Source organism: Nitrospirota bacterium (assembly GCA_016194305.1).
Lineage (GTDB): Bacteria > Nitrospirota > Nitrospiria > JACQBW01 > JACQBW01 > JACQBW01.
The window spans coordinates 77636-102523 of the sequence record JACQBW010000016.1; the positions used below are offsets into that span (position 1 = coordinate 77636).

The 24888-nt window shown below is 46.0% G+C and carries 24 protein-coding genes; 16 read left to right on the forward strand and 8 right to left on the reverse strand.

Going from position 1 to position 24888, the window contains the following annotated elements; genetic code table 11:
* The 3 genes from HY200_06290 (at nucleotide 1) to HY200_06300 (ending at nucleotide 2225) form a co-directional block, all read left to right on the forward strand.
* Complete coding sequence (locus tag HY200_06290) at nucleotides 1-453, forward strand: DUF1003 domain-containing protein (protein ID MBI3594552.1); 453 nt, start codon at nucleotides 1-3, stop codon at nucleotides 451-453.
* Nucleotides 454-591: 138 nt separating this feature from the next.
* Nucleotides 592-1026 (forward strand): cupredoxin domain-containing protein, encoded by a 435-nt coding sequence (locus HY200_06295; GenBank protein MBI3594553.1) that lies wholly within the window; start codon nucleotides 592-594, stop codon nucleotides 1024-1026.
* A 140-nt stretch (nucleotides 1027-1166) separates the two neighbouring features.
* Nucleotides 1167-2225: an NAD(P)-dependent alcohol dehydrogenase gene (locus HY200_06300; protein ID MBI3594554.1), complete on the forward strand. Its 1059-nt coding sequence runs from the start codon at nucleotides 1167-1169 to the stop codon at nucleotides 2223-2225.
* Between the two features lie 203 nt (nucleotides 2226-2428).
* Here HY200_06300 and rpsT read toward each other — a convergent pair whose 3' ends face one another.
* Nucleotides 2429-2698: a 30S ribosomal protein S20 gene (gene rpsT, locus HY200_06305; protein ID MBI3594555.1), complete on the reverse strand. Its 270-nt coding sequence runs from the start codon at nucleotides 2696-2698 to the stop codon at nucleotides 2429-2431.
* Between the two features lie 87 nt (nucleotides 2699-2785).
* Between rpsT and HY200_06310 the strand changes: the two genes are divergently transcribed.
* Nucleotides 2786-3928: a dihydroorotate dehydrogenase gene (locus HY200_06310; GenBank protein MBI3594556.1), complete on the forward strand. Its 1143-nt coding sequence runs from the start codon at nucleotides 2786-2788 to the stop codon at nucleotides 3926-3928.
* 33 nt (nucleotides 3929-3961) lie between these two features.
* On the forward strand, nucleotides 3962-5515 hold the full coding sequence (murJ, locus tag HY200_06315; protein MBI3594557.1) for a murein biosynthesis integral membrane protein MurJ: 1554 nt from the start codon (nucleotides 3962-3964) through the stop codon (nucleotides 5513-5515).
* A 28-nt stretch (nucleotides 5516-5543) separates the two neighbouring features.
* Here murJ and HY200_06320 read toward each other — a convergent pair whose 3' ends face one another.
* Nucleotides 5544-7823, reverse strand: a complete 2280-nt coding sequence (locus HY200_06320; GenBank protein ID MBI3594558.1) for an FG-GAP repeat protein — start codon at nucleotides 7821-7823, stop codon at nucleotides 5544-5546.
* Between the two features lie 263 nt (nucleotides 7824-8086).
* On the opposite strand from HY200_06320, the gene HY200_06325 reads away from it, so the two are divergent.
* On the forward strand, nucleotides 8087-8629 hold the full coding sequence (locus tag HY200_06325) for a winged helix-turn-helix domain-containing protein (protein MBI3594559.1): 543 nt from the start codon (nucleotides 8087-8089) through the stop codon (nucleotides 8627-8629).
* Nucleotides 8630-8964: 335 nt separating this feature from the next.
* Here HY200_06325 and HY200_06330 read toward each other — a convergent pair whose 3' ends face one another.
* Nucleotides 8965-9885, reverse strand: coding sequence for a UDP-3-O-acyl-N-acetylglucosamine deacetylase (locus HY200_06330; protein MBI3594560.1), 921 nt, complete (start codon nucleotides 9883-9885; stop codon nucleotides 8965-8967).
* A 196-nt stretch (nucleotides 9886-10081) separates the two neighbouring features.
* Between HY200_06330 and HY200_06335 the strand changes: the two genes are divergently transcribed.
* The 3 genes from HY200_06335 to nirD all read left to right on the forward strand — a co-directional run bounded on the left by HY200_06335 (nucleotide 10082) and on the right by nirD (nucleotide 11423).
* A complete protein-coding gene (locus tag HY200_06335) occupies nucleotides 10082-10588 on the forward strand; it encodes a class I SAM-dependent methyltransferase (protein MBI3594561.1) in 507 nt (168 codons plus the stop codon).
* A gap of 130 nt (nucleotides 10589-10718) precedes the next feature.
* A complete protein-coding gene (locus HY200_06340; GenBank protein ID MBI3594562.1) occupies nucleotides 10719-11036 on the forward strand; it encodes a YfhL family 4Fe-4S dicluster ferredoxin in 318 nt (105 codons plus the stop codon).
* 63 nt (nucleotides 11037-11099) lie between these two features.
* Nucleotides 11100-11423 (forward strand): nitrite reductase small subunit NirD, encoded by a 324-nt coding sequence (gene nirD / locus HY200_06345; GenBank protein ID MBI3594563.1) that lies wholly within the window; start codon nucleotides 11100-11102, stop codon nucleotides 11421-11423.
* 41 nt (nucleotides 11424-11464) lie between these two features.
* On the opposite strand, the gene HY200_06350 is transcribed toward nirD, so the two are convergent.
* From HY200_06350 to HY200_06360, 3 genes are all read right to left on the reverse strand, one after another.
* Nucleotides 11465-11995, reverse strand: coding sequence for an HNH endonuclease (locus HY200_06350; GenBank protein MBI3594564.1), 531 nt, complete (start codon nucleotides 11993-11995; stop codon nucleotides 11465-11467).
* Between the two features lie 144 nt (nucleotides 11996-12139).
* Nucleotides 12140-13210: an aminomethyl transferase family protein gene (locus HY200_06355; protein MBI3594565.1), complete on the reverse strand. Its 1071-nt coding sequence runs from the start codon at nucleotides 13208-13210 to the stop codon at nucleotides 12140-12142.
* A gap of 31 nt (nucleotides 13211-13241) precedes the next feature.
* A complete protein-coding gene (locus HY200_06360) occupies nucleotides 13242-14342 on the reverse strand; it encodes a response regulator (GenBank protein MBI3594566.1) in 1101 nt (366 codons plus the stop codon).
* 67 nt (nucleotides 14343-14409) lie between these two features.
* Between HY200_06360 and HY200_06365 the strand changes: the two genes are divergently transcribed.
* Both HY200_06365 and HY200_06370 read left to right on the forward strand, forming a co-directional pair.
* Entirely contained in the window at nucleotides 14410-16683 is a 2274-nt protein-coding gene (locus tag HY200_06365) for a PBP1A family penicillin-binding protein (GenBank protein ID MBI3594567.1), read from the forward strand.
* A gap of 177 nt (nucleotides 16684-16860) precedes the next feature.
* The gene (locus tag HY200_06370; GenBank protein ID MBI3594568.1) at nucleotides 16861-17385 is read left to right on the forward strand and encodes a tetratricopeptide repeat protein; all 525 of its coding nucleotides are present in this window, start codon (nucleotides 16861-16863) and stop codon (nucleotides 17383-17385) included.
* Here the strand turns inward: HY200_06370 and HY200_06375 are convergent.
* Together HY200_06375 and HY200_06380 are read right to left on the reverse strand one after the other, a co-directional pair.
* Complete coding sequence (locus HY200_06375) at nucleotides 17369-17557, reverse strand: hypothetical protein (protein ID MBI3594569.1); 189 nt, start codon at nucleotides 17555-17557, stop codon at nucleotides 17369-17371. The two genes, HY200_06370 and HY200_06375, sit on opposite strands and share 17 nt — an antisense overlap.
* Before the next feature lie 136 nt (nucleotides 17558-17693).
* Nucleotides 17694-20717, reverse strand: coding sequence for a bifunctional proline dehydrogenase/L-glutamate gamma-semialdehyde dehydrogenase (locus tag HY200_06380; protein MBI3594570.1), 3024 nt, complete (start codon nucleotides 20715-20717; stop codon nucleotides 17694-17696).
* A gap of 341 nt (nucleotides 20718-21058) precedes the next feature.
* Here HY200_06380 and HY200_06385 point away from each other — a divergent pair, with 341 nt between their 5' ends.
* The 5 genes from HY200_06385 to HY200_06405 form a co-directional block, all read left to right on the forward strand.
* The gene (locus HY200_06385) at nucleotides 21059-22393 is read left to right on the forward strand and encodes a sigma-54-dependent Fis family transcriptional regulator (GenBank protein MBI3594571.1); all 1335 of its coding nucleotides are present in this window, start codon (nucleotides 21059-21061) and stop codon (nucleotides 22391-22393) included.
* Nucleotides 22394-22584: 191 nt separating this feature from the next.
* Nucleotides 22585-23109, forward strand: a complete 525-nt coding sequence (locus HY200_06390) for a prepilin-type N-terminal cleavage/methylation domain-containing protein (protein ID MBI3594572.1) — start codon at nucleotides 22585-22587, stop codon at nucleotides 23107-23109.
* Between the two features lie 13 nt (nucleotides 23110-23122).
* Entirely contained in the window at nucleotides 23123-23551 is a 429-nt protein-coding gene (locus HY200_06395; GenBank protein MBI3594573.1) for a prepilin-type N-terminal cleavage/methylation domain-containing protein, read from the forward strand.
* A gap of 2 nt (nucleotides 23552-23553) precedes the next feature.
* The gene (locus HY200_06400) at nucleotides 23554-24399 is read left to right on the forward strand and encodes a prepilin-type N-terminal cleavage/methylation domain-containing protein (protein MBI3594574.1); all 846 of its coding nucleotides are present in this window, start codon (nucleotides 23554-23556) and stop codon (nucleotides 24397-24399) included.
* A 28-nt stretch (nucleotides 24400-24427) separates the two neighbouring features.
* The coding region (locus HY200_06405; GenBank protein ID MBI3594575.1) for a hypothetical protein at nucleotides 24428-24888 on the forward strand (461 nt) is incomplete at its 3' end.

Sequence of the window (24888 nt, forward strand, 5' to 3'; positions counted from 1 at the left end):
ATGGATACTTCTCCTCTTCCGCTGGAAGAATTAAAAAAACTTCGTAAGCCGATCCCGAATATCAATATCGATCTCCGTCAGCGACTCACCCGGATGGAGTCTCTGGCCCTCTGGATCACTGAATTTGTCGGGACGATGGGATTCTTTTTGGTCATTTTTGCATGGACCGTTCTCTGGCTCTCCTGGAATCTGGTCGCACCACAGTCGTTACGATTTGACCCCTTTCCCGCATTTGTCCTATGGCTATTTATATCCAATATGATTCAGATCTTCCTTATGCCGCTTATCATGATTGGACAGAATCTGCAAGGAAAACATGCAGAAGCCCGGGCAGAGACCGATTTTGAAGTGAATGTCAAAGCCGAGAGAGAAATAGGCACTATTCTGCTCCACCTGGAAAAACAAAATAAATTGATTTTAGAGATATTGCATAGAATAGAGCACCTGAAATAGAGAATCGATGAATTCTATTTTCAATCGGACGTTGTGTTCTGGTTGACATTGTAATTTTCTTCTTCGTAAGATGGAGAGGGAGAAGTTTTTGGTCAAACGTTTGTCGTCACTGGAATATTCATGAGAGGGGAAATTGACATGCGGAAAATAAGTGCATATCTCCGGAACGGTTTCTTTTTATTCATATGGGTTTTCATCTTTTCTGGTTCTTCCGCATATTCCGATGATCGTACAGATCAGCCTGTTGGCGTGGTGCAGGTCAATATACGGAATTCAATATTTGAATTCCAGGGAGGGATCCTGAAGCCGGATCAGAACGCCACGATTGTTGTCCATAACGAGGATCAAATTACTCATGGCTTCACTTCAATCCTGCTGGAAGATTTTGATGTCCAGGTTGAATCCAATGGGATAACAACCTTGGGAAAAGGAATAAAAGGTGTTCATATTGATTCCGGCAAAACGGTCCGGATCCATTTTGTCCCTAATCGCTCGGGAAAGTTTTCTTTTCGATGCGATCTTCATCCGAATATGAAGGGAGAGCTCCTTATACTTTCTATCACGTCAATATAACTGGATCATTCTGGAAAAATTCTTTTCAACTGCCAAATTCCGGAAAGGGTATGGCTGCTTCCCGAAAGCGGCAATTTTTGGACGTCAAAAACGAACTCATTGAAAAAATAAACACTTAACGTAACCGCGAGGTCCAGGATATGTTGCGAGCGAATGGTTATGCCGCATTAAAGGCTAAAGCCCCATTAACTCTTTATTCATTTGACCGAAGAGATCCCAAAGACCACGATGTTCTAATTGACATTTTATATTGTGGAATCTGTCACTCTGATATTCATCAGGCTCGTGATGAATGGGGTGGCGCTTCCTTCCCGATGGTGCCAGGCCATGAAATTACGGGAATGGTTTCCCGTGTGGGTGTAAAAGTGACCCGCCATAAAGTAGGAGACAAGGTGGGTGTTGGATGTTTTGTTGATTCATGCCGCCGCTGTGAAGCGTGCAATCAAAACCTTCAGCAGTTTTGTGCCAATGGAATGAGTTTGACCTATAATGGTCTCGAACAGGATAAAAAAACTCCGACACAGGGAGGATATTCAAACCGCATTATCGTAAACGAAGAGTACGTTTATCGCATACCGGGCAACCTTCCATTGGATGCTGCGGCTCCTCTACTCTGTGCAGGAATCACACTCTATTCTCCGCTGACGCGCTGGAAGGCAGGACCGGGTAAAAATGTTGGCATCATTGGATTAGGGGGGTTGGGTCACATGGGCGTTAAACTGGCCCATGCCCTCGGGGCTAATGTTACCGTGCTGAGTCATTCGCTTAAGAAATTGGAAGAAGGAAAGAAGTTGGGAGCGGATCATTCTTATGCAACCACCGATCCGGAAACGTTCACGAAACTGAGCGGCACTTTTGATTTGATGGTCTGCACCGTTTCAGCAGGTATCAATTGGAACCCCTATCTAGATCTTTTGAAAACCGACGGCACCATGGTGGTCGTTGGCGTGCCAGAAAAGGAGATTCCAATCAGTGCATTTTCTCTGATTATGCGACGACGTAATCTTGCCGGATCGTTGATAGGCGGCTACAAAGAGACCCAGGAAATGCTGGATTTCTGTGGAAAACACAGTATTACAAGTGAAATAGAAGTGATTCCAATTCAAAAAGTAAATGAGGCCTATGAGCGAGTTTTGAAAAGTGACGTGCGCTACCGTTTTGTGATTGATATGAAATCATTGCCTGAGCAACAAAAATGAAATATCGAATGACGAATGTTACGCTCTTTTCTTCTGAGGGAACCCGGAAACAGGGGCGTGCCGAATGGCATGCACGAGAGTATAAAAGATGCCACTTGTCAGAAGCATCTTGCATTAAGTGACACAAATGGGATGAGAGGCGGCCGAAATTTCCGATCGCATTGGAACGAACGGCTGACTGATTTCGATTTACCTGAAAGGAATTATTTTGCGGTGAGTTGATTGATTTTTACAGTCATCCGGGAGATTTTTCTTCCGGCCGTATTGTGATGAATAACCCCTTTACTTGCCGCGCTATCCATCAGGGAGGTCATCTCCAGAAGGGCTGACTTGGCTTCTTCTTTATTTTTTTCTTCGATGGCTTTGAGTACTTTTTTGGCGGATGTCCGGACAGTAGAGATAATTGTTCTATTTCTTTCCCGTTTACGTATATCCTGGCGGGTTTTTTTGATGGCGTCGCGATGTATGGGCATTCTTTTCCTTTGCTGAGTAAGATTAAAATTTAAGACAGTACTTATATCACATTAAACCAAGGAAAACAATCGATAAATACGAATAAATTGTTATCGGAAAACGGCGTATGGTATACTCCTGACAAGATGATCTTTGATCCGGTCCACTCTCATATGTCCCCGACTTATCGCATTGACCTCTCCTACGAAGAAAACTATCAAAATGGCCCTTTTATCGAAGGTGAATTTTCCAAAAGAAAAACAAGCGGGCTTAAACATTTTATGGGTTTCGAGGTCCGGTCCACATTCGGAGTCCCGGCTGGTCCACTGCTAAACTCACGGTGGATCCATGTTTATGCCAAACTTGGATTTGACCTATTGGTCTACAAGACTGTCAGAACGGAGGCTCACCCTTCCCACCCCGCTCCGAACTGCATGATTCTCAATCTATCCGGCCAGTTAGAAGATAAAGATTTTGGATACACATTGGTGGCCAATGAGGAAATTTCGGAAGACAAGAACTCTTCTCACGTTTCAATTACGAATTCCTTCGGCATGCCTTCGAGAGATCCCAAAGTCTGGCAGGAAGATGTCCTGAAGGCGAAGTCATTCTTGGACCCGGGTCAGATCTTGATCGTCAGTGTGGTCGGAACTCCCCGGAAAGGAGAAGATTTGGCCGACGACTATGCCCGGGGCGCGATGATGGCCAAAGAAGCCGGTGCCGATATTGTGGAGATTAACCTCTCCTGTCCCAATGTGACCACCGGTGAAGGATCTCTCTTTACGGACCCTGAAGCCTCTTCCCGGGTGACCCGGGAAGTGCAACGGGCGCTTCATGGCACCCCTCTGATTATTAAAATGGGATATATTCCAGATTTTCAGATTCTGGAGAAAGTTATCATGGCAAATGCCAGATTTACAGAGGGAATTTCCAGTATCAATACCCTCTCATTTAAAGTGGTCAAACCGGACGGAAGTCAGGCACTTCCCGGTCCGGGGAGGCTTCAATCGGGAGTCTGTGGAGATGCCATCCGATCATGCGGGCTCAATCAGTCAAAAAGAATTGCGGATATCCGGCAGCGCCACCGCCTTGATTTTTCCCTGATTGGGGTGGGGGGAATCATGACGGTGAACGATATTATCGCCTATGAAGAAGCCGGAACAGATGCGAGTATGAGCGCCACGGGTGCGATGTGGGATCCTTATCTCGCTTTAAAATACGACCAAATACGTCTTGTCCAGAAGCGTTAACTCCTCATTTAATCTTAAAATCCCATTTCAACCATGACAGAAACCAGAAAAATAACCAGAGCGGCGGGCAAGATCGGTATTGCCACATTGACCAGCCGGATCTTGGGACTGATCAGGGATATGGTTGTTGCACGGCTGGGTGCCGGTCTCGCGACGGATGCCTTTTATGTTGCCTATCGGATTCCGAATCTTTTAAGAGAACTGTTGGCAGAAGGTTCGATGTCGGCCGGATTTATTCCGGTTTTTACCGAATATTGGACGACCCGATCGAAGGAAGAGGCATGGAGACTGGCTTGCAAGGTGTTTACGCTTCTTTTTGCCATTCTCCTGGCAGTCTGTTTGCTGGGAATCCTTTTAGCTCCCTGGATTGTCCGGTTGATTGCACCTGGGTTTACGGATGAAGGGGGAAAACTTTCTCTGACGATTGATCTGACCCGGATTATGTTTCCTTACCTTCTATTTATCGGCCTGGCGGCTTTGACGATGGGCGTGCTCAATTCCATTCGGGCATTTGGAATTCCGGCGTTGGCTCCGGCTGTTGATAATTTTGTCATCATCTTGTCAATTTTTATCTTTAGTTGGTTCCTGAATGATCCGATATTTGGAATTGCCATTGCGGTGACGATCGGAGGACTGGTTCAGTTCTTGTTTCAGCTCCCATCCCTGTTTAAAAACGGCCTTCTCTTTAAATTCAATTTTAAGGTAAACGATCCTGGCGTTAAAAAGATCTTTAGCCTGATTCTTCCGACACTTCTGGGGCTTTCTGTGGCCCAGATCAATCTTCTTGTCAACACCCTTCTGGCATCGACCCTTTCGGAGGGGAGTGTGACCTACCTCTATTACGGAATCCGGCTGATTCATTTTCCGTTGGGTATCTTCGCCATTGCCGTTGCGACGGCCATTCTCCCCTCCCTCTCCACCCAGGCGGCCAAACGAGATATGGAAGGTCTGAAAGAGAGTTTTTCTTTTGGATTGCGTCTGGTCTTTTTTATCTCTTTCCCTGCGATGATCGGGCTGATTTTGTTAAGAGTCCCGATTGTTCAGATTCTTTTTCAACATGGTGATTTTAATTTTACGGCCACTCAGGGGACGGCCACCGCGGTCCTCTATTATTCCATGGGATTGTGGGCCTTCGCCGGGGTAAGAATTGTCATTCCGGTTTTTTATGCTCTTCAAGATACCAGAACGCCGGTTAAAATTGCGGTCATTTCACTCCTCTCGAATATCGTCCTGAGCCTGGTCTTGATGGGGCCTCTGAAACATGGCGGACTCGCTCTCGCGACGTCGCTGGCGTCGATGATTAACCTGACGCTCCTGATCTGGATTCTAAGAAAGCGGCTTGGAAATCTGGATGGAAGGAGAATTCTTCAGTCGCATCTGAAAGTCGTCCTGGCGACTTCCGGAATCGCCCTGATCTGCTACTGGGTCAATGACCTGGGAATCTGGCTCATGAAAGGGGAGAGTTTTGAAAAGATGTTTTATCTGGCCCTGGCGATTTTTGTCAGCGTGGCAAGTTATCTCCTCTTCCATTTCCTGATGAAAGGTGAGGAGCTGAGATTTATATGGAATTCGTTGAAAAAAGAATAGCGCTAATTCCTTTCTGGGCCTGGAAATATTATTTTACTGCAAATCCGAATCCTTCCAGTGTGTAAATTCCAAAAAGCGCACAGGTGGAGCAGAGCAAAGAATTTGAAAGGGTATAACCATTGTAGTAATAGGCTCTTCCCTTTGTCTGATCAGCGGTCATGGCCCCGACGATGAGGTCGTCAAATCCATCTCCATTCATATCTCCGGGTGAGGAAAGAGAGTCAGAGAAGAATTCATTCGAACTGTTATTGCCGGAAGCAAACGAAGCGTAAATATTCGAGACGGTGTTTAGATCAAGATCACCACGAAAAAGGTGGACTTTTCCAGCAGCTGCATCAACAATGAGTTTTCCATTTCCGTCAGTATGCGATTGAGTGATCTGGCCATAGGCTCCCACTGCAAAATCAGCGTAGCCATCTTTTCGAAGGAAATTGTTAATATCGGGTGCCGGAAAATCACCCACTGTGGTCGCGGAGAAACCAAAATTAGCTTGCGAGACCGCAAGGCTGGGAGGCAACCGGAGGGTGAGATCGGGTGTTGAATTGAGATTAACGCCTCCGAGAAAGAGATAGGCTTCTCCCGCATCCGGTTCGAGATCCGGTCCATTTGGTCCCGGATGAAAAGGGGCGCCGATCAGGAAATCATCGTACCCATCGCCATTTATATCTCTGATCCCTGTGACCATCCGTCCGTATCCATCTCCCGGTGTTCCCGAAAAAACCATCTGTGGCTGATTCCCGGGTTCGAACTCGCCGTAGTAGAGGTACGCCTTGCCGGCGTGGCTGCTGGTTCCGTCTCCCCCGGCGCCGATTAAAAAATCTGAAAAGCCGTCTCCATTGATATCTCCAGCCATCGCGACCGATATTCCAAAATGATCGCCGGGAGACTCACCGTTAAACACGACATCCGGGTTGGTTGAAATCGTCGCACCGCCGAAAAAAAGATACGCCTTCCCTGCGTAAGCACCGTTGCCGCTGTTTAGATTGGCGCCCACGAGAAGATCATCGAAGCCATCCCCGTTGATATCCTCGCCGGAGGCGACGGAAACCCCGAATTGTTCTCCGGGCGAGAGTCCCGTTAGAATCAGATCCGGGGTCGTGTGCGGATTGGGTCCTCCGAAATAGATATAAACCCTTCCCGCGCGGTTTCCTCCCGCACTGTTGTGATAAGCTCCGATAATCACATCATCATATCCGTCGCCATTCAGGTCACCGGTGGCGAGAGCGGTTCCAAAGAGGTCATCTCCGCTCTCTCCCTGCAGGGTGAAGTTCGGATTCGCATGCGGGACAAAAATTCCACCGGAGGGATCGGGACCTCCGAGAAAAACACGTACCTGTCCCGAACCAAGTGCTTTTTCCGCTCCGACGAGCAAATCCGCATATCCGTCTCCATTCAAGTCACCCTTGACCTTGCCATAAATGAGTTTGCGCGTTGAACTGAAAAAAAGATTTCCGGCAGGGTCATAGGCCCCAACTCGCCAAAAATAGGCTCCGGGAACCAAAGGAAGCGTGGTATTGGGGTTTGAAAAATCGAATAGGTAAGGATTGGCCAAAGTATTCGTTCTTAAGATGGTTGTCGAAAAATCAGGTGTGGTTGCAATCTCCATTTCAAAAGTCTGGGAGGAGCTATCAGTCCAGGAGAAGAGAAGATTCGGTGTTCCGGCGCTCTTCTTGATCCGGGTGCCATCCAGAGGAGAAACGAGTCTGGGAGGCAAGGCGCCTTGATAGTTCAGGGTAATGGGTGTCCAGGCACTTTCATTTCCGACTTTGTTTTTTGATGAAATATGGAGTGTGGTTGTTCCTTTCGGGGAATAGGTATAAGACCAGAGACTGGAAGAAGTATAGGAAACAATTTCCCTTCCGTCCAAAAGGATATCGCTCCCTGTGTCCTTGGTCCCTTGAAGCGAAACGGAAGTGCTCCAGTTCGAGACTGTTGTCACAGGAGAAGTGACTCCGGGAAGGGAAGGGGAGGTCGTATCTAAAAAGATATGAAATTCGATAGGGTTGCTTTCATTACCTGTTTCATTGATGCTTTTGATGACAAAGGTATTGTTTCCTCCTGTAAGAGTGACGTTACTGCTCCAAAAAGAGGCATCATCCGCCGGGACAAATACCCGATTGTTAATAACAACTTGATTTCCAGGGTTTTTTCTTCCCCGTAGCCCGAATATCGTATGATGTGTGGAAGAAGGGGTAGTGAACAGGGCGAGATATGGGGGAGTGGATTCTTTAGGGGAACAGGCTAAAAGAAAAAATAACAAGATGACAACTGGAAATAAAAAAGCTTGTTTAAAATGGAGAATTATCACTCAAAAATCCCTATCTTTCCATCTGATTATAAAGGAAATGCTGTCAATTAACAAAGCTAAAACTTGAGGAACTATCCCTTTTTAGATAGTATCTCAATAAAGCAGACCTACGACATATAGGCTATGTATCAAGATAAAATGTTAGTAATAGGAGATAGTAATACTCTACTTATTAATTTATAGCAAAAAAATGTTTGACAGCAAGATTATGTTATGCTAGTATATAGCTATGCTATATAGAGGTGACTACTAAGGTGGTTGTCATGGAAGAACTCAAAGATATCATCGGCGGGTTGGAGCAAAGAATAAGTGCTTACAAATCAAAGCTTCAGGATCTCCAGAAACGAAAAGAGAAGCTCGATGATGAAATTATCACCATTAAAAAGTACCTGGAATTAGCAGAAACGTTATATCGAGTTGAGCTTGATAAAGCAAAAATATCCTCAGGACCACAGCCTTCCAACCTTTTTTCCCTCCCTGATAAAGAGAAGACGTCAAAAACCCCAATTGTTGTTATTGCAGAAACTACTGAAAAGGCAAAGGATTTACTCTTCGGAAAATCAAAATATGCCGGATTAAGTGTTCCTCAGGCGGCATTACTTTTGTTAAAGGATTACGGAAAACCGATGCATGCAAAGGAAATCTGTCAAAAGTTGATCGAAGGAGGAATTCGAATTCGGGGTAAAACCCCGGTCACTTCCGTTTCGATCTCTCTAAACCGGGACAAGCGCTTTAAAAAAGTTGCGCCTAATACTTTTGAGATAACCTCAGACAAGTCTTTAGAGTCATTCAGTTCAACAGGTTAGACCGGTTTCTTAATCAAAGTTTTCCAGGCAGGAAAACCTGTTCATGAAGCCTTTTCTCTCACTCCATGAGAAAAGGCTTGGGTAAAAAACTGCCAGGGGAAAATTTTAAAGAGGGAAAGGGGGTGAATTAACGTTGGCGACAACAAAAAAAAAGGCGGCACCCAAGAAAAAAACAGCAGCAAAGAAAACAACAAAGAAAAAATAGTTTTAATGTTTATTGCTGGGAGCCGGCGCAAAAGCTCCCAGCAATTTTCTTCTCATGCGACCCGAATGGACTTCATGACGATATGAAATGACCTGCCTGGTTGGGGAGAACGAATCGAGAAGAAAGGCGATCAGGAAATAAGAAGAGCTTCGGAAGGGAGATTTGGCTTTTCCGGGATTTTTCGGTCTGACTGAGTTTCAACAAGATCCCACGCCTCTTTTTCTTCTAGAATTTTTGCCATTAACCTGGCGTGAAGAGCATGGCCGGCACGATGAGCAATGATATGGCCTTGAAGAGGATGCCCAAGAAGAGAAAAATCTCCAATCAGGTCAAGAATTTTATGCCGGACAAATTCGTCGCGAAACCGTAGGCCTTCTTTATTGAGAAGGTTGTTCTGATCAATAACCACTGCATTCTCAAGCGACCCGCCTTGAATCAGGCCCTGTTTCTGCAATTCTTCAAATTCGTTTAAAAATCCAAATGTTCTGGCAGCGGCGATCTCGCGAACAAAAGATTTGCGGGTCAGAATCAAATCATATTCTTGCTTGCCAATCATAGGATGATTGAATTCAATCGAATAACTAATTCTAGTTTCCGGACAAGGGTGAATCGAAATTGACTTTTCATTCTCCTCAATTTCAATCGATTTTAAAATACGCAAAAATGATCTTTTCCCGCTCTGTTTTACAATACCTCCTTCAGAAATAAGCTTTACGAAAGGGAGAGCGCTTCCATCCATAATTGGAATTTCAACGTCATCCAGTCGAATGGTCATATTATCGATGCCTAAACCATAAAGGGCGGAAAGAATATGTTCGACCGTGTGGACCTGAGCGGAATCTGGAATTCCCAGAGTGGTAGATAAGGTCGTCTTTGTGATATGATGAACCGAAGCTTTAAGCCGGATCTCTTTCTTTTTTTGTGCTGATACAAAAAAGATTCCAGAAAATGGGGGCGCAGGGAGCAGAGTCATTCGAACTCTTTTCCCAGAGTGTAATCCGATCCCTTCGATTTCGATTGATTTTGAAATGGTTTGTTGATAGTGTGCCATGGAAATTCCCTTATTTAAAAATAACTTAAAGCAATTATTGTGCTAGAATTTTTATTAACATAAATATTTGATTTTTATAATAAATTTTATATTTCAAAAGTACCGCTGTTGTAGGAATGCCACCTGAACAGAGGGGATATGTATTTTTTTTGCAACAGCCTCCCCCATTCATTCGATTCATTTAAGGCGAGAAATAATGGAAGAAGCGTCATTGTTTTTGAAGAAAATCCTATTGTATCAGCAGAAAGGCAAAGCGCTGGACGTGGCGATGGGAAGAGGGAGAAACAGCCTCTTTCTCGCCCGGAATGGCTATCAGGTCGACGGAATCGAATTATCCAGAGAAGCCATCTCTGATTCAAAAGCGGTATTCGCCAGGAATCATATTTCGGTCAATATTATTGAAGCCGATCTTGAAAAAATTGCTCTCGCTCAAGACTCCTATGATCTGGTGATCTGTTTTTTCTACCTGCAACGAAACCTTCTGCCTCAAATCCGGTCTGCCGTTAAAAAAGAGGGATTCGTGGTCTACGAAACATTTCTCATTGATCAACATCTGAAGCATGGCTCTCCCGGAAGAAAAGAATTTTGTTTTGAACATAATGAGCTTCTTCATTTTTTTGAGGATTTCAGGATTCATTATTATGAGGAAGGTGTGGGCGAAAATAACAAGATAACCGCGAGAATCATTGCCCAAAAAAAATAAATTTTTTGTATTGATTTCGCCAGGAATAATTTTTATAATGAAAATCTGCTTGTTTTTGACAAAAGCGGGAATTTACGCGTCAGTTCTAAGGTTAAAACGAATCGAAACTAGCCAATGGAGGATTAAAAAGATGGCTTTATATATTACAGATGAATGCATCTCCTGTTCCGCTTGCCTGCCGGAATGTCCAAACGAGGCAATCTTTGAAAATCGGACTGAAGCGGAATCGAAGGGCCATCCCGTAACACCTGGACACGGGGAAAATGGAGATATTTATGTGATTTCGCATGAATTATGTACGGAATGTGTAGGATTTCACGATCAGCCAAAATGTGCCGAAGTGTGTCCCATTGATAATTGTTGCATACTCGATCCCGCTCATCCCGAGAGCAAAGAAGACTTGCTGGCCAAAAAGGACAGGCTTCATCCAGAAGAAGCGGCACACTGAATTTCAGAAAATAACAGGATTAAAGATGGGAGGAATCTAATTCCTCCTTTTTTTTTACTCTTCATGACATCGTCTAAAGTTTTCAAATTATCCGATCTGCCTAAAGAGGGCGTAAAAATCATTGAATTGAAGGGATTTGAAATTGCGCTATTTCACGTTGAACAGGGAGTTCGCGCCATTTCGAATATTTGTCCACATAGTGGAGGTTCTTTGGGTCAAGGATTACGCGTGGGGGAGACGATTATCTGTCCGCTTCATTTCTGGAAATTCAATCTGAAAACAGGAAAGTCATCCAATCAGCCGACTTACTGTGTCGATACTTATCCGGTGACCATCGAGGAAGACTGGATTGTATTGGAATTGCCCGAAGAAGACCTCGAGGAGTGAGTTTAGGCTAGAAATTCCGGAAATGGCCCGTTATCGGCGGTTCACAGCTCTAATTCCATGTTCCAGTACAAATAATCCCTCCATGTCTCAGGCGTATGTTTAATTCCAATCGTAATGGTCAGCGAAGGGCTCCATTTAGGCCTGACCGGTTTCTTAATCAATTTCATTCCCGCTTCTTCCGGCGTTCTGCCGCTCTTATAATGGTTGCATCGAATGCAGGCTGTCACAATATTTTCCCAGGTTTTACGCCCTCCTTTGGCAATGGGAACAACATGATCAAAAGTTAACTCCTCTGTACGGCATTTTTTCCCGCAATATTGGCACGTATGTTTATCCCTTGTAAATATATTCACCCGGGTGAATTTGACTACGCGATGATTCTGATGGGGCCGGATATGATAGAGCAGTCTGACTACTGAAGGGAGCTTAATACTAAAAGAGATTGAATGAATCTCACGACTATATTCTTCGAGTATTTCAACCTTTCCCTGGAAAAAGAGAATAAGTGCTTTTTTCCATGACAGGACCCGCAGCGGCTCGTAGGTTGCGTTTAGGAGAAGAGTTTGTTCCATGGCTATTTCATGGGGCTTACGTCGCCCCCTTCAACGGAAAAACCGTTGAAGCTTCCCCTCTTGCTCGCATGGCTCGCTGTATTAAAACATCGCGCAAGCAGATTGTGTTTCCGTTCTTAAAGTTCCTCGAGAAATGTCTTCTCATTAAACAACTTTCTTTTCATGATGTTTGTAAAAGGGAAGGGAAGTCACTTCGGCTTTAATATTTCCATTGGGAAGGCCAATTTCAACCGTCGTCCCCGGCTCAAGAAATTGGCGATTAAGATAGCCAAGCGAGATTCCTCGACGGAGGAAAGGAGAATAAAGAGAGCTGGTGATCCGGCCGATGTTCTTATCTCCGGAATATATGGACGCATTCTTTTCAAGAATGACCTGATCGGAGAAGAATCCCGTTAAAGCCCGATTGGCATGTCCCAGGTAGTGGAGTCTTGCAATGGTCTCCTGTCCGATATAACACCCCTTGGTATAACTTACAGCCGTTTTTTCCAGGCCTGCTTCCTGGGGAAGGATTTCTTCTGAAAGCTCTTTTCCATAAATCGGAATTCCCGATTCGACACGAATCGTTTCGAACGTTTCCGCTGAGGCAGAGGTCAGGCCCAAAGGTGAGCCGATTTCAAGCAGTTTAGCCGAAAATATTTCGCCATGGGGAGAGGGAATGAGAAGATCAAACCCCATTTCGCCCGTCCAATCGTTTCGATGGACCTCAACCGGCACATTTCCTATTAGAAACGACTTAAAATGAAAGGGCAGAAGGTCAAGGATGGCTTCTTGGATCAATTTGCGAAGGACTTCCCCAGACCGGGGTCCCTGAACGGAAAAGAGGGAAAATTTTTCAGTCAGATCTTCCAACTGCGCATCAGATCCGATCTTGAATTTTTTGAGGATAAGGAGCGTTTTCTCTCTCAGATCGGGATGGAGAATGACGAGAAGATGATCCGGATACGCACAGACTCTCCCTTCCGAAGCGATTTTCCCTTTTACTGTCGGAAAGAGGGTATAAAGAGACGATCCTTCGGCAAGAGTACTAATATCATTTGAAGTAATTCCCTGCAGAAATTTGACACGATCCTTCCCCTTGACGCTGATTTTGCCGTACGGGCTGAAATTAAAAAGCGCGGCTGAATTTCGGACGGCTTCATATTCATTTTGAAAATTGAGAAATCGTTTTGAAGTTTCTCCGGGCATTTGATGCGGTTGGGAAGAGGAATCGGCCATACCTTCAGTATATCTGAAAATGGGGAGCGAATCAATCGGGATGGGAGAAGTCCGGCACCTTCAGGGAGTAAGATCGATCTTTAATTTTCCCCCAATCATCAAGGGAGGTTTTTAAAAAGACTGAGACAATTTCAGGATCAAACTGACTCTCCGCATGACTCTTGATCTCTTCGACCGCCCTTTCCATCGATAACGCCTTCCGATACGGCCGGTTCGAAGTGATACAATCAAATGTATCACAAATAGCAAATAGCCTTGCCCCAAGAGGAATCTTGTCTTTTTTCAGTCCTCTGGGGTATCCGGTGCCGTCAAACCGCTCCTGGTGAGAAAGAACAATTTCAGATCCTCCTCTCAAAAACGGGATATCCTTTAACAGGGAATAGCCGATCTGCGGATGTTTCTTCATCTCCACCCACTCTTCAGAAGTCAGTTTTCCCGGCTTTAGCAGGATGGCATCTGACACGCCGATTTTTCCTATGTCATGAAGCAGTGCGCCTTGTCCGATGATTTGAAGATTATGCGAGTCGATCCCCGCTTTTTTTGCAAGATAAAGAGTATAGTCCCTGACCCGTTTGGAATGAGCCTGGGTCTCATGTTCACGTGCATCGAGGGCGTTGACAAGCGCCTCAAGTGTTTCCCTGTGAGAAGTGTCGACGATCTTCAGGGCATCAGTCAGCATGTTGGCCTGGGCGTTAACTCTCTCCTCCATCGTCTTGACATAGTTCTTGTCTTCGATTTTCTTTTTCTGCTTTTCGATCGTCCGTGTCAGCGTTTCACGTATCTCTTGGGATTGAAAAGGTTTAATGATATAATCAATCGCTCCAGCCTGAAACATTTTTGTGGCCGTTTGAGCGTCGGCTGACGCGGTAATCATGATAAAAGCCAGATGTGGCTGTGAGGGGAGAACCGATTTGATCAGTTGATACCCGTCAAGAACGGGCATTCGAACATCGCAGAGGACGATATCAAATGGCTCCTGATTTAAAAGGGTTATTGCTTCGAAACCGTTTCTGACCGACTGGTGCGGGAAGCCAAAGCCATGAACAATTTTTTCCAAAATATCGCGGATGTTTTCTTCATCATCGACGATGAGAATTCTCGGCGAACCTTCAAGCAGACTGGACGAACCCACTCCATGCCTTTCTTATTCAATTTTTAAGTCCTTTTTCAGAAATCCAATTCAAAAAAAGGGGAACTGATTGACGAAACAAAAAAAGCGTTATGCATTCTTAATAGCAGGCGTAATCCTAGCATTTTTTGCCTATCTTTTCTATTTAAAAGTCATTATTACCACCAAAATTGAAGGGAAAAAATGGAATCTCCCGTCGAAAGTTTATTCCGCTCCGTTTGGACTCTATCCCGGCCAGATGATAGGAGGGAGTCACCTCGTGGAACGATTGAATCGTTTGGGATATCGTTTAAACCAGGGAGAGTTGAAGGGAAAAGGGGAATATACGTTTGAAGGCAGCCAGATTGTCATATCTCTGCATGATTTTCCTTATCCGGGAGAGCCTTTCAAGGGGTTTCCTCTGAAACTGGGGCTGGACCAGGGGAAAATTTTGAAAATGTCGCGGCTTGATACAGGAGAAGAGATTTATTTTCAGGAGCTGGAACCTGAACTCATTGCCGGCTTTTTTGAAAACAGCTGGGAGGAACGAACGCTTCGAAAGCTCAATGAAATTCCTCCCGTTCTTGTTCGCTCAATCGTTGCGATTGAGGATGAACGTTATTATGAACACCATGGCATTGATTTAAAGAGTATCCTAAGAGCCCTTTTCACGAATCTCCGCTCTCGTGAAATTGTTCAAGGAGGGAGCACGCTGACGCAGCAACTGGTAAAGAATTTCTTTCTCAATCAGAAACGAACCTTTACTCGAAAAATAAATGAAGCGTTGATGGCGCTTCTCATCGAACAGCGATACAGCAAGGAGCAAATTCTTGAAATCTATTTAAATGAAATTTACTGGGGACAAAAGGGTTCTGTCGGCATATTCGGCATCGGAAAAGCGGCCGAGTTTTATTTCGACAAGGAGGTCCATGAACTCTCAATCAGCGAATCGGCCCTGCTGGCCGGGATCATCCGGGCACCCAATCATCTTGATCCGCACAAGAATTTTAAAAGAGCGATCGAACGCCGTAATGTGGTGTTGCGAAAATTACTCGATTTGAAATGGATTTCAACAAATGAATTTCGTACGGCAATGTCCGAAAAGATCCAGATTCGCGAAACACCTGAAGGCGGACATGCGGCCCCTTTTTTTGCCGATCTGGTTAAACAGCAGTTATCGGCCAATTATTCCTCTTCGCTGATCAATACCGAAGGATTAAAAATATTCACAACACTTGATGTTGAAATGCAAAAGAGAGCGGATCAACAATTGAAAAAGGATTTGAACGTTCTTGAAAACACTTTTCCGCAGTTGAAGCATTCCGATTCCTCCCAGGAGCTTGAAGGATGTTTGATCGCAATTTCACCCCATACCGGGCAGGTTGTGGCACTCGTCGGCGGGAGAAATTATCAGACGAACCAGTTTAACCGTGTGACCCAGGCGCATCGTCAGCCCGGTTCGATCTTTAAGCCGATTGTCTATCTAACGGCATTTGAACAGGCATTGAAAAATAGTTCTTCCGAATCCATCACCCCGGCCAGCTTGATTGAAGACTCTCCAGTGACCCTGACGTTTGATGGAAAAAGCTGGTCGCCTCAAAACTATGACCAGCTATTTCATGGTATAGTGACTGTAAGAAAAGCGCTTGAAAATTCGATGAACGTCCCGACTGTCAAGCTCGCGATGAAGGTAGGTCTTGAGAATATCATTCAGACTGCCCGAAATCTCGGAATCGAGAGTCCGTTGCGAGCGACTCCGTCGCTGGCACTCGGTTCATATGAAGTCACCCCTTTCGAAATGGTGACAGCCTACACCGCATTAGCCAATCAGGGAATCCGGCCGGAGCTTCAGACGATAAAGATGGTCACCGACGCCAATGATAAGATCATGGAAGGGAAAAATCTGGAGGTCAGGCAGGCGGTTTCTCCACAGTCGGCCTTTCAGGTAACACACCTTTTAAAAGGAGTCATTGAAAGTGGAACGGGAAAAAGGGTTCATGAAATGGGGTTTCCCTGGGAAGCCGCCGGCAAAACCGGGACAACCAATGATTACAATGACGCCTGGTTTGTCGGATATACCCCTGATCTTCTCACCTTGGTCTGGGTCGGTTTTGACCAGGGAGAGAAATTGAATCTGACGGGAGCTGCAGCCGCACTTCCAATCTGGGTTGATTTTATGAAGGAGGCGCTCGAAGAATTTCCAAATTCAGAATTTGTCGCTCCTCCCAAGGTCCGTTTGCTTAAGGTGGTTCCGACTACGGGTCTTCCATGGGTTCCGGAATGCGGATCGGAATTTATCTCAGAGGCTTTTCTTGAAGGGACGGAACCGACGGTGAATTGCGCCGGGAAAGCGAACCATTCCTGACGTGAAAAACACTGACTCTCGAAAGAGCGGTTGAAGTCGTCTGAACGGAGATTCGGCGAAATGCGGTTATCCTTCAACCATTGAGGCGGCTTAAGATGAGGATGTCTTTCGGCGTCGTTGGAGCGAAGACAACTTCAACCACTCTGTCAGGCAAGCTAAATGGAGGAAAAAACGTTCGTGAGAATTGATCAGGTAAGGTTTATAATCTTTTTTTGTTGTGTTTCTCTTTATGTAGTTGGCTGTGCACCGGTCCGCGAAGTCTCTTCTCCGCCGCCCCTTTCATTCCCCCCGCCCGCGCCGCCTCTGTCAGGGAGCGAAAACAGGAATTCCAGGGAAGACTCCCCGCGAAGGATGGCGTCGCTCCATCTCACGGAAAAAGGGAAGGGGGAACTGGAGCAGGGAGAATTGAAAAAGGCGATGGATCGTTTTGAAAAGGCGATCGGACTCGATTCCGAGAATGCCGCAGCGTACTATTATTTTGCCGAAGCGCGCTTCCTGCAAAAAGATTATCGGCAGTCACTGACGCTTCTTGACCGGGCCGAACAATTGGTGACCGGAGACGCCGGCTGGCAGGTGAAAATTTATCTGCTTCAAGCGAAAAATTACGAATCGGCCGGAGACAGGGGAGAGGCGGTCAGGCGATATCAGAAAGTCCTTACGATTGATCCGGAGAATCTCGAAGCGATCAAACGGCTAAAATAGAGAGAATTTTAAAAGACCGGGCATTGGCTTGCTCTCTGTCGTTCCAGTCGCTCTCCGCGACAGCGGAGATCGGCGGGGGTATCCATGCCCCCTCCCGCTTGACCTTACAAGGCAAAGGCCAGTGGGGCTTCCCCCTTTCGATCTGCTCGTCATGCCCGATCGGTCCTTTCACGAACGTTCGCTCATCGAATCATGAGAGGTGCCATGGGAATTAATTCGTAATAGAAGAGTACAAACGGTCTCCGGCTTTAGATCGACTCGAGAAACTTTAGTATTTCGACCCTGTTTTATTTTAGGAATTACCGTTTCTATTCAGGGATGTATCCGCGGCGTGAGGAGTTTTCGGAGATCGACTTGACCTGCATGAACTGGAGAAGATAATCGGGACCACCTGTTTTCATTCCCATTCCGGAAAGGTTAAATCCGCCAAAGGGGTGGCGACCCACCATGGCACCTGTAATCTTTCTGTTGAGATAAAGGTTTCCGGCATGAAATGCATCCTTCGCTTTTTCCAGATGTGACGGTTTTCTTGAATAGACCCCTCCTGTGAGAGCAAAAAGTGAATCGTTGGCAATCGTCAGGGCATGGTCGAACGTTTCGGCCTTAAAGAGAGCGAGCACGGGGCCGAATATTTCTTCCTGGGAAAGTGGCGAATCAAGCGGAACATTTTCAAAAATGGCCGGACCGATGAAATGGCCTGGCTCCTTGCCTTCGCGAATATAAACCGTATCGGCCTCTTTTTGTCCCGTTGCAATGTACGATTCAATTTTCAATTTCGCATTCTGGTCAATAACCGGACCGATATCGGTGGAAGGAGATTGCGGGTCGCCTCTGATGAGATCGCGGGCGACTTCTTTTAACCTTCGGACAAACTCCGGATAAATCCCTTGGTGGACAATGACTCTGGAACAGGCCGAGCATTTCTGCCCCTGGAAACCAAATGCGGAACCGGTGACACCCTGGATTGCTTCATCCAGATCGGCGCTTTCATCGATGATGATTGCGTTTTTCCCTCCCATTTCCGCGATGACTCTCTTAAAATGCTTCTGCCCTTTCTGGATATTCGAAGTGACCTCGAGAATATGACGCCCCACCTCATTGGAACCGGTAAATGTGATCAGCGGAATTTCGGGGTGTCGAATCAAAAATTCCCCAATTACTTTTCCTTCACCAGGAAGAAATTGTAGAACACCTGGAGGAACCCCTTCTGCCAGAAAAATGTCAACCAGCCTGGATCCGAGGATCGGACTCAGGGATGACGGTTTATAGATTACGCAATTTCCTGCAACCAGGCCGGATGCGATCATTCCGGTAGAGAGGGCGAGAGGAAAATTCCAGGGGGGTATTGCCGCTACCACGCCAAGCGGCTGAAGCAGGAGCTGATTGTTCTCTCCCGGATATGAAGAGACAAGATCTCTCCTGCTATAGTGGCCGCCAAGCCGAATCATTTCATTGGCATAATAATTCAGAAAATCAATGGATTCACAGACATCTCCATCTGCTTCTATCCAGTTCTTACCCACCTCCAGGATCTCAAGCGCAATGAGATGAGAACGGATTTTTTGAAAATGACGGGCAACGCGACGCAGGAGTTCAACCCGTTCGCCGACAACGCTTTTCTTCCAATCTTGAAATGCCATTAAAGCCACTTGCACTGCCGAATGACCTTCGTTAATTCCGGCTTGGGAAACTTTGCCTAGTACCTGGGACGGCATTGCGGGATTAACGGATTTCAGTGTCCGCTGGGAGTTGACTTTCTCGCCATGGATGACAAGTGGGACGTTCGGAATCTCTTTCACCAATCCAGAAATGACCTGTTTAAGCTCTGACTCTATGGCCTCTCTTTTTTTCTGATCGGAAAAGTCGAGAGGGGGTTCGTTTTTAAAGAGAGGTTGAAAAGTGAAAGGGAAGCGATGGTTAACCGGATCCGAGGCAGACGGTGAATTCAGGGCATCAGGCGTAACAGATATTCCAGTAAAAGTCGTCGTAAGAATAGATTGGTTTGCGCTGTTTTCCATTAGACGACGAATCAGATAGGCCATTCCCGGCAGGATTTCACCTGTCGGGGCGTAGATTCGAACAGAATGTCCCAGCTCGACAAGGGCTATTTGGAGCGGATCAGCCATGCCGTAGAGCATCTGAATTTCAAGGTGGTCTTTGGTAAATCCGGAAAGTTCATTTATGGCGATGGCTGACGAAAGGGTGCGAATGTTGTGGCTTCCGATAATCGTCCTGATTAATGGAGAATGACCGAGTAGAAATTCGACCCCCTTTTCAATCTGTAAATCGGTCTCTCCTTTATTGAGAAACACCGGAATCGGCCAATTCTTCTGCAAAGCCTGAGCGATTTCATAATCCCAGTATGCGCCTTTCACCATGCGGATCATGATCGGGCGATTACGCGATTCCGCCCATTTTACAAGACCATTCAAATCTTCAGGCGATCTCGCCAGATAATTCTGAATCGCAATTCCGGCATGCGGTTTTTCGCGAAAGGATTCTTCTTCCAGCAAGGTTGTAAACGTCTTGATGATCAAATCTTTAAGATAATGCGATTCCATATCAAGAATGACCGCAACACCAAGCGCTTTGGCCTTTTCAAAAATGGGCCGAAGCAGTTCCACGGACGTTCGGATGGTATTGTCCCAGTCGGCAGGATTGAGCCGGTGATTCAAGGAAGAGAGTTTCACCGAAATCTGGGCTCCTTTTCGTTCGGATGGGAACTCATGTAATTTTTCCAGCAGTTCAAGATAATGGTTCTGGCAGGCGATTCCTTCGGAACTGGAAAGCGTGGTTTCTCCCAAAAGGTCAACGGAAACACTTCTATCGCTCTTCTGAAGTCGGTAAATTGCGGGAATGGCCTCTTTAAAGTTCTTTCCTAAAATAAACCTGGATGCGAGGGATTCCACCATGGAACGAATCGAACGGGCGGCAATGGGATTCAGGACTGTTCCCTTCTCGGCCCATTTCAATCCCTGTCGAAATGACGCCGGAAATTGGTCCAACTTCTCTGAAAGATACTCAAGAAAGACGGCGATCACCTCCTGATCTGATTTCAGAGAGGGGAGGACATCGATAAAACGGAAAAGAGAAGATCTAAGAGCATTATTCTTTAAAGAGAGTGAGATCAGGCTATCTGTCAGATGGTTGCGGGTGAGCGCTGACAGAAGAGACGGCCTTTGATTTAAACGCTCGATGATTTTTCCACCGATCTCACTTATTTTATTTTCAAGTTCGTCCGATGAATATTTCTCCATTTCATAAGTATGGGATTCGATTGGACCTTTGTCAAGAATCGACCGAGGAAAACGGCTCAGAGGAACGTGGGCCAAGCTGTTGAACCCAATAGATAGGGTGAACAGGCCCTTTCGCGGCCGCCACATCCATGGCCTAAAATGCCGTGGCGAGCCGCGAACGGAGGGCGGCGAGAACCAAAATCGCAGCCGCGCGTGCCAGTGAATCCCTTTCCATTGGGTTCAATAACTGAAGGAGATTTCTCTCTCTTCAGTCTTGCCCGGAATCTCAAACAATCTTTCTTCGACTATCATTAATCCAGCCTCTGGTGGGCCAAGCGGAATTTTTTTTATATGCTATCCTTATACAGAACAGGACTCCATAAAAAAGGAAAGGGATTATTTTGTTTGCGATACTGCTAGTAGAAGATAAAGAAAGCATGGCTCAAATGCTTATGACCGCCCTGAAAACAGAGGGTTACGAAGTGACATGGGCCGCCAACGGGAGGGAAGGAGTTGCCAAATTCAAGGAAAATCGCTTCGATCTGGTCATTAGCGATCTGAAACTCCCTTACCAGACCGGATTGGACATCCTGACGCTGGTAAAAGAGACCCGGCCCGAAGTGCCGGTGATATTGATGACAGCCTTTGGAACCGTTGAAACAGCGGTCAGGGCGGTGAAAGACGGGGCATTTGACTTCATCACCAAGCCATTTGAACCGGACCACCTTCTCCTTCTGGTTAAAAAGGCGTTGGAAGGTCAAAAACTGTTATCGGAAAAGATGTTCTTGAAGGACGAATACTCAGAAAATTTGAATTTTCCGAAAATTATCGGAAAAAGCCCTAAATTAATGGAAATGCTGGAGATTGTGAAAAAGGTATCGCAGAACAAGACCACGGTGTTGCTGGGAGGAGAAAGCGGAACCGGAAAGGAACTGATCGCCAAGGCGCTCCACATATTAAGTCCGCGAAAAGATGCCCCTTTTATCGCGCTCAACTGTGCGGCAATCCCAAAAGATCTGCTGGAATCAGAACTTTTTGGACATGAAAGAGGTTCGTTCACAGGGGCGACTGAAAAGAAATTGGGGAAGTTTGAGCTTGCGGACAAGGGGACGCTATTTCTTGATGAGATTGGAGACATGGACCTCGGCCTCCAGGCGAAACTCCTCAGGGTTCTTGAGGAGCATGAAATGATGCGGGTTGGCGGCACTCATCTGGTCAAAGTGGATGTTCGTGTTATCGCCGCAACCAATAAAGATCTCAATGTGGAAATTGCCAACAAGACCTTTCGGGAAGATCTCTACTTCCGTTTAAATGTGTTTCCCATAGTGATTCCGCCGCTTCGCGAGCGAAAGGAAGATATTCTCCCTCTGGCGGAATATTTTATCGACTACTACTGCAAAGAGATGAGGAAAGAGGTAAAAACCCTTTCGGAGGCGGCGGCAAGAGAGCTACAGGAACATTCCTGGCTGGGAAATATCCGCGAACTTCAAAATAGCATCGAGAGATCGGTCATCCTTTCCGACAAAGAGATTCAACCTCTCCACTTAGGGCTAAGAACGCTCGAAACCTTCAGGGATGGAGAGCTCTCGCAAGAACTTCCTTTAGGAGGGGGTCTGATGGAAGCCAGTGCCCGGGCGGGCAAGTTAGTGGAGTCGAAACTCATCAAGAGGGTATTGGAACAGACCGAAGGGAACAAGACCAAAGCCGCTGAAATCCTTAAGATCAGTTTCAAAACGCTCCATCTCAAGGTAAAAGAATATGGTTTGGAATAGACAAATGGGTAAGAGCTCCCTTACCGAAGCTTCCATGAAAAAGAGAGGGATCATTTTTAAAATATGTATAAGTCATTGAGTATTATCTGTTTTTATAAAACATATCCTGGCACGCCAGTTGCATTTTGTCTTTTTAGCAACGAAAGTTTTACATGGAAAAAAACGCAATGAATAAATTAATGAATAAATTAATGAATAACAAGGGGTTTACAATGATCGAAATGATGATTGTTGTCGCCATTATTGGTGTTTTAGCGGCGTTGTCAGCTCCATCGTACAATCGATTTATCGCGCATCAACGGTTAAACGGAGCGACACGGGAAATCTATTCTGTTATGAAGGGAATCCGGGTATCCGCGATCAAAGAAGGGACCCAATATGCCATCTTCCCCAATACGTCGACCCAGTTGGAGGTCATTGTTCCACCGACAAACTATATTGCCTTTTCAGATGCGGTGAATGCGGGTATCAATCCTCCCTTTACGGTCCAAAGTACCTATGATTTAAGTACGTTAGGTTATACCGGTGTTTCGGTCACTGCGACATCGATTGTTCCAATATTTCAACGTACAGGTTTTGTATCTACGGTGGATACTTCGGGAAGTACTCCGCTATTTTCGCATACGACGACACCCGGGAATTTTGTTTTTACAAGCAGCTACGGTGAGACCAAACAAATATCCATTAACATGGCAGGACACGCTTTAATTCAATAATTGGGAAACTAAAATGTCCATTCGTCTGAATCAATCTGGTCAAAACGGTTTTACGTTGGTCGAGGTCCTCATTGCGCTGGCTGTCATGGCCATGGGCCTGTTGATGGCGGCAAATCTTCAAACGACTGCGATCGCGGGAAACAAGAATTCCTCTTCGATGAGTGTCGGTACGCTTCTTGGTCAGCAGGCGCTTGAACAGCTCCAGACTTATAGCTCTGCCGCAGACCCTTCGTTGACGGCAGGAACTCATACCGCAGGCACGGAGGTGGTGAATCACCCCTCCTTAATTCCGGATACCACCTTCAACGGGATTGTTTATACCCGACAATATTCGGTCGCGACGGATAGTCCGACATTAGGCATTCGAACCATAACTTTAAATGTTCAATGGAGTGATAAGACCAGCCATCAGGTGACACTGGTAGGAAGGATGGTTCCTTAATTATGGAATCGAATAAACCCGTATTAAGAAATAATTCAGGTTTTACGTTGACAGAAATCATGGTCACCGTGGCGATCTTTGCCATTGTCCTGACAGCGGTATTCGCAACTTTTACCAGCCAGTTTAATTCGTATCAGACGCAGGAAGATGTGGCCACGGTGCAGGAAGACATCCGGAGCGCGGCTGAAACACTGACTCGCGATATACGCAATGCCGGTTACGGTGTTGGGTTAGGGGAGGGAATTAATGTCATCGCTGCGGCAACCCCCAGTTCAATTTCTTTAAACCTGGCTTCAAGTACCTCGTCCACTTTTGTGACTTCCGCAAACTTTTCAAATCCTTCTGCGAATGTCTTTATATTCTCTGTGGCTTCCACTTCGGGATTCCAGATGAGTCAACCTTATAACGTGGTCGACATCCGGACAAAGTCGGTCATTATGGGAAAAAATGCCGGTGATAAAATTACCGCTATCGGACCTGGAAACAGCCTGACCTTTTCCGGCAACCTTTCAACCGGTGTTTTAAACGTGGGAAATGTGGTGGTTTCTCCCGGGGTTTCGTCTTCGGGCTATACACCGGTCGTCTATTCTGTTTCGGCGGGTACCACGACGCTAACCCGGACCGATTTTGTAAGTGGAGCGATGGAATTAAGCAGGAATGTCAAGAGTCTGGTCCTTAATTACACTTTGACGGATGGGACCAGTACCTCTGCTCCCACCGCGGGTCAGTTAGGCCTGATCGCATCTGTCAATTTTACGATTAATGGCGAAACGAGTAACCAGATTTCAAAACTTAGCGGCGTAAAACGGGCTCGCACGGTCAATGTGATTGTAGCTTTACGAAATTAAGAATTTTTTCGGATTGAAGGAGTCTGAAATGAAAAGAGGAATGAATCAGATCGAATTGAATGAAAAAGGTTCAATTATGATGATTACCCTCATCTTATTGCTTCTGGCTACGATTATCGGATTTGTCGCTATAAAAACGGCAACAACCGGCATGTCGATGGCGGGTAGCTACAAGACCGGAATGCAGGCATTTTATACAGCGGATGCGGTGACCAAGAATGCGATCGCCAATGTGACCACATTCGATATGATTCAATTTCCAACGACCCTTTCAAGTATTACCATCACCGATCCCGGACTTCCGGGAACGACGTCATTAAGTACACTTTTCCCGGCGGCTCAGCTCAGATCGACCGTGAGTTATCTTTCAACCGGAGCGCCTCCCGCTGGAACCAGCAGCCGGTACTTTCAAACGAACTATTTTTTAATTCAGACCTCGGTAAGGGGAACCAATAACGCTCAGGAAACGCAGGAGACGCTATACGCCTC

What these genes read in the sequence shown, in the direction of transcription:
- HY200_06290 (MBI3594552.1), top strand. Translation starts at nt 1, where the DNA reads ATGGATACTTCTCCTCTTCCGCTGGAAGAATTAAAAAAACTTCGTAAG.
- HY200_06295 (MBI3594553.1), top strand. Translation starts at nt 592, where the DNA reads ATGCGGAAAATAAGTGCATATCTCCGGAACGGTTTCTTTTTATTCATA.
- HY200_06300 (MBI3594554.1), top strand. Translation starts at nt 1,167, where the DNA reads ATGTTGCGAGCGAATGGTTATGCCGCATTAAAGGCTAAAGCCCCATTA.
- rpsT (MBI3594555.1), bottom strand. Translation starts at nt 2,698, where the DNA reads ATGCCCATACATCGCGACGCCATCAAAAAAACCCGCCAGGATATACGT.
- murJ (MBI3594557.1), top strand. Translation starts at nt 3,962, where the DNA reads ATGACAGAAACCAGAAAAATAACCAGAGCGGCGGGCAAGATCGGTATT.
- HY200_06325 (MBI3594559.1), top strand. Translation starts at nt 8,087, where the DNA reads ATGGAAGAACTCAAAGATATCATCGGCGGGTTGGAGCAAAGAATAAGT.
- HY200_06330 (MBI3594560.1), bottom strand. Translation starts at nt 9,885, where the DNA reads ATGGCACACTATCAACAAACCATTTCAAAATCAATCGAAATCGAAGGG.
- HY200_06335 (MBI3594561.1), top strand. Translation starts at nt 10,082, where the DNA reads ATGGAAGAAGCGTCATTGTTTTTGAAGAAAATCCTATTGTATCAGCAG.
- HY200_06340 (MBI3594562.1), top strand. Translation starts at nt 10,719, where the DNA reads ATGGCTTTATATATTACAGATGAATGCATCTCCTGTTCCGCTTGCCTG.
- nirD (MBI3594563.1), top strand. Translation starts at nt 11,100, where the DNA reads ATGACATCGTCTAAAGTTTTCAAATTATCCGATCTGCCTAAAGAGGGC.
- HY200_06350 (MBI3594564.1), bottom strand. Translation starts at nt 11,995, where the DNA reads ATGGAACAAACTCTTCTCCTAAACGCAACCTACGAGCCGCTGCGGGTC.
- HY200_06355 (MBI3594565.1), bottom strand. Translation starts at nt 13,210, where the DNA reads ATGGCCGATTCCTCTTCCCAACCGCATCAAATGCCCGGAGAAACTTCA.
- HY200_06385 (MBI3594571.1), top strand. Translation starts at nt 21,059, where the DNA reads ATGGCTCAAATGCTTATGACCGCCCTGAAAACAGAGGGTTACGAAGTG.
- HY200_06390 (MBI3594572.1), top strand. Translation starts at nt 22,585, where the DNA reads ATGAATAACAAGGGGTTTACAATGATCGAAATGATGATTGTTGTCGCC.
- HY200_06395 (MBI3594573.1), top strand. Translation starts at nt 23,123, where the DNA reads ATGTCCATTCGTCTGAATCAATCTGGTCAAAACGGTTTTACGTTGGTC.
- HY200_06400 (MBI3594574.1), top strand. Translation starts at nt 23,554, where the DNA reads ATGGAATCGAATAAACCCGTATTAAGAAATAATTCAGGTTTTACGTTG.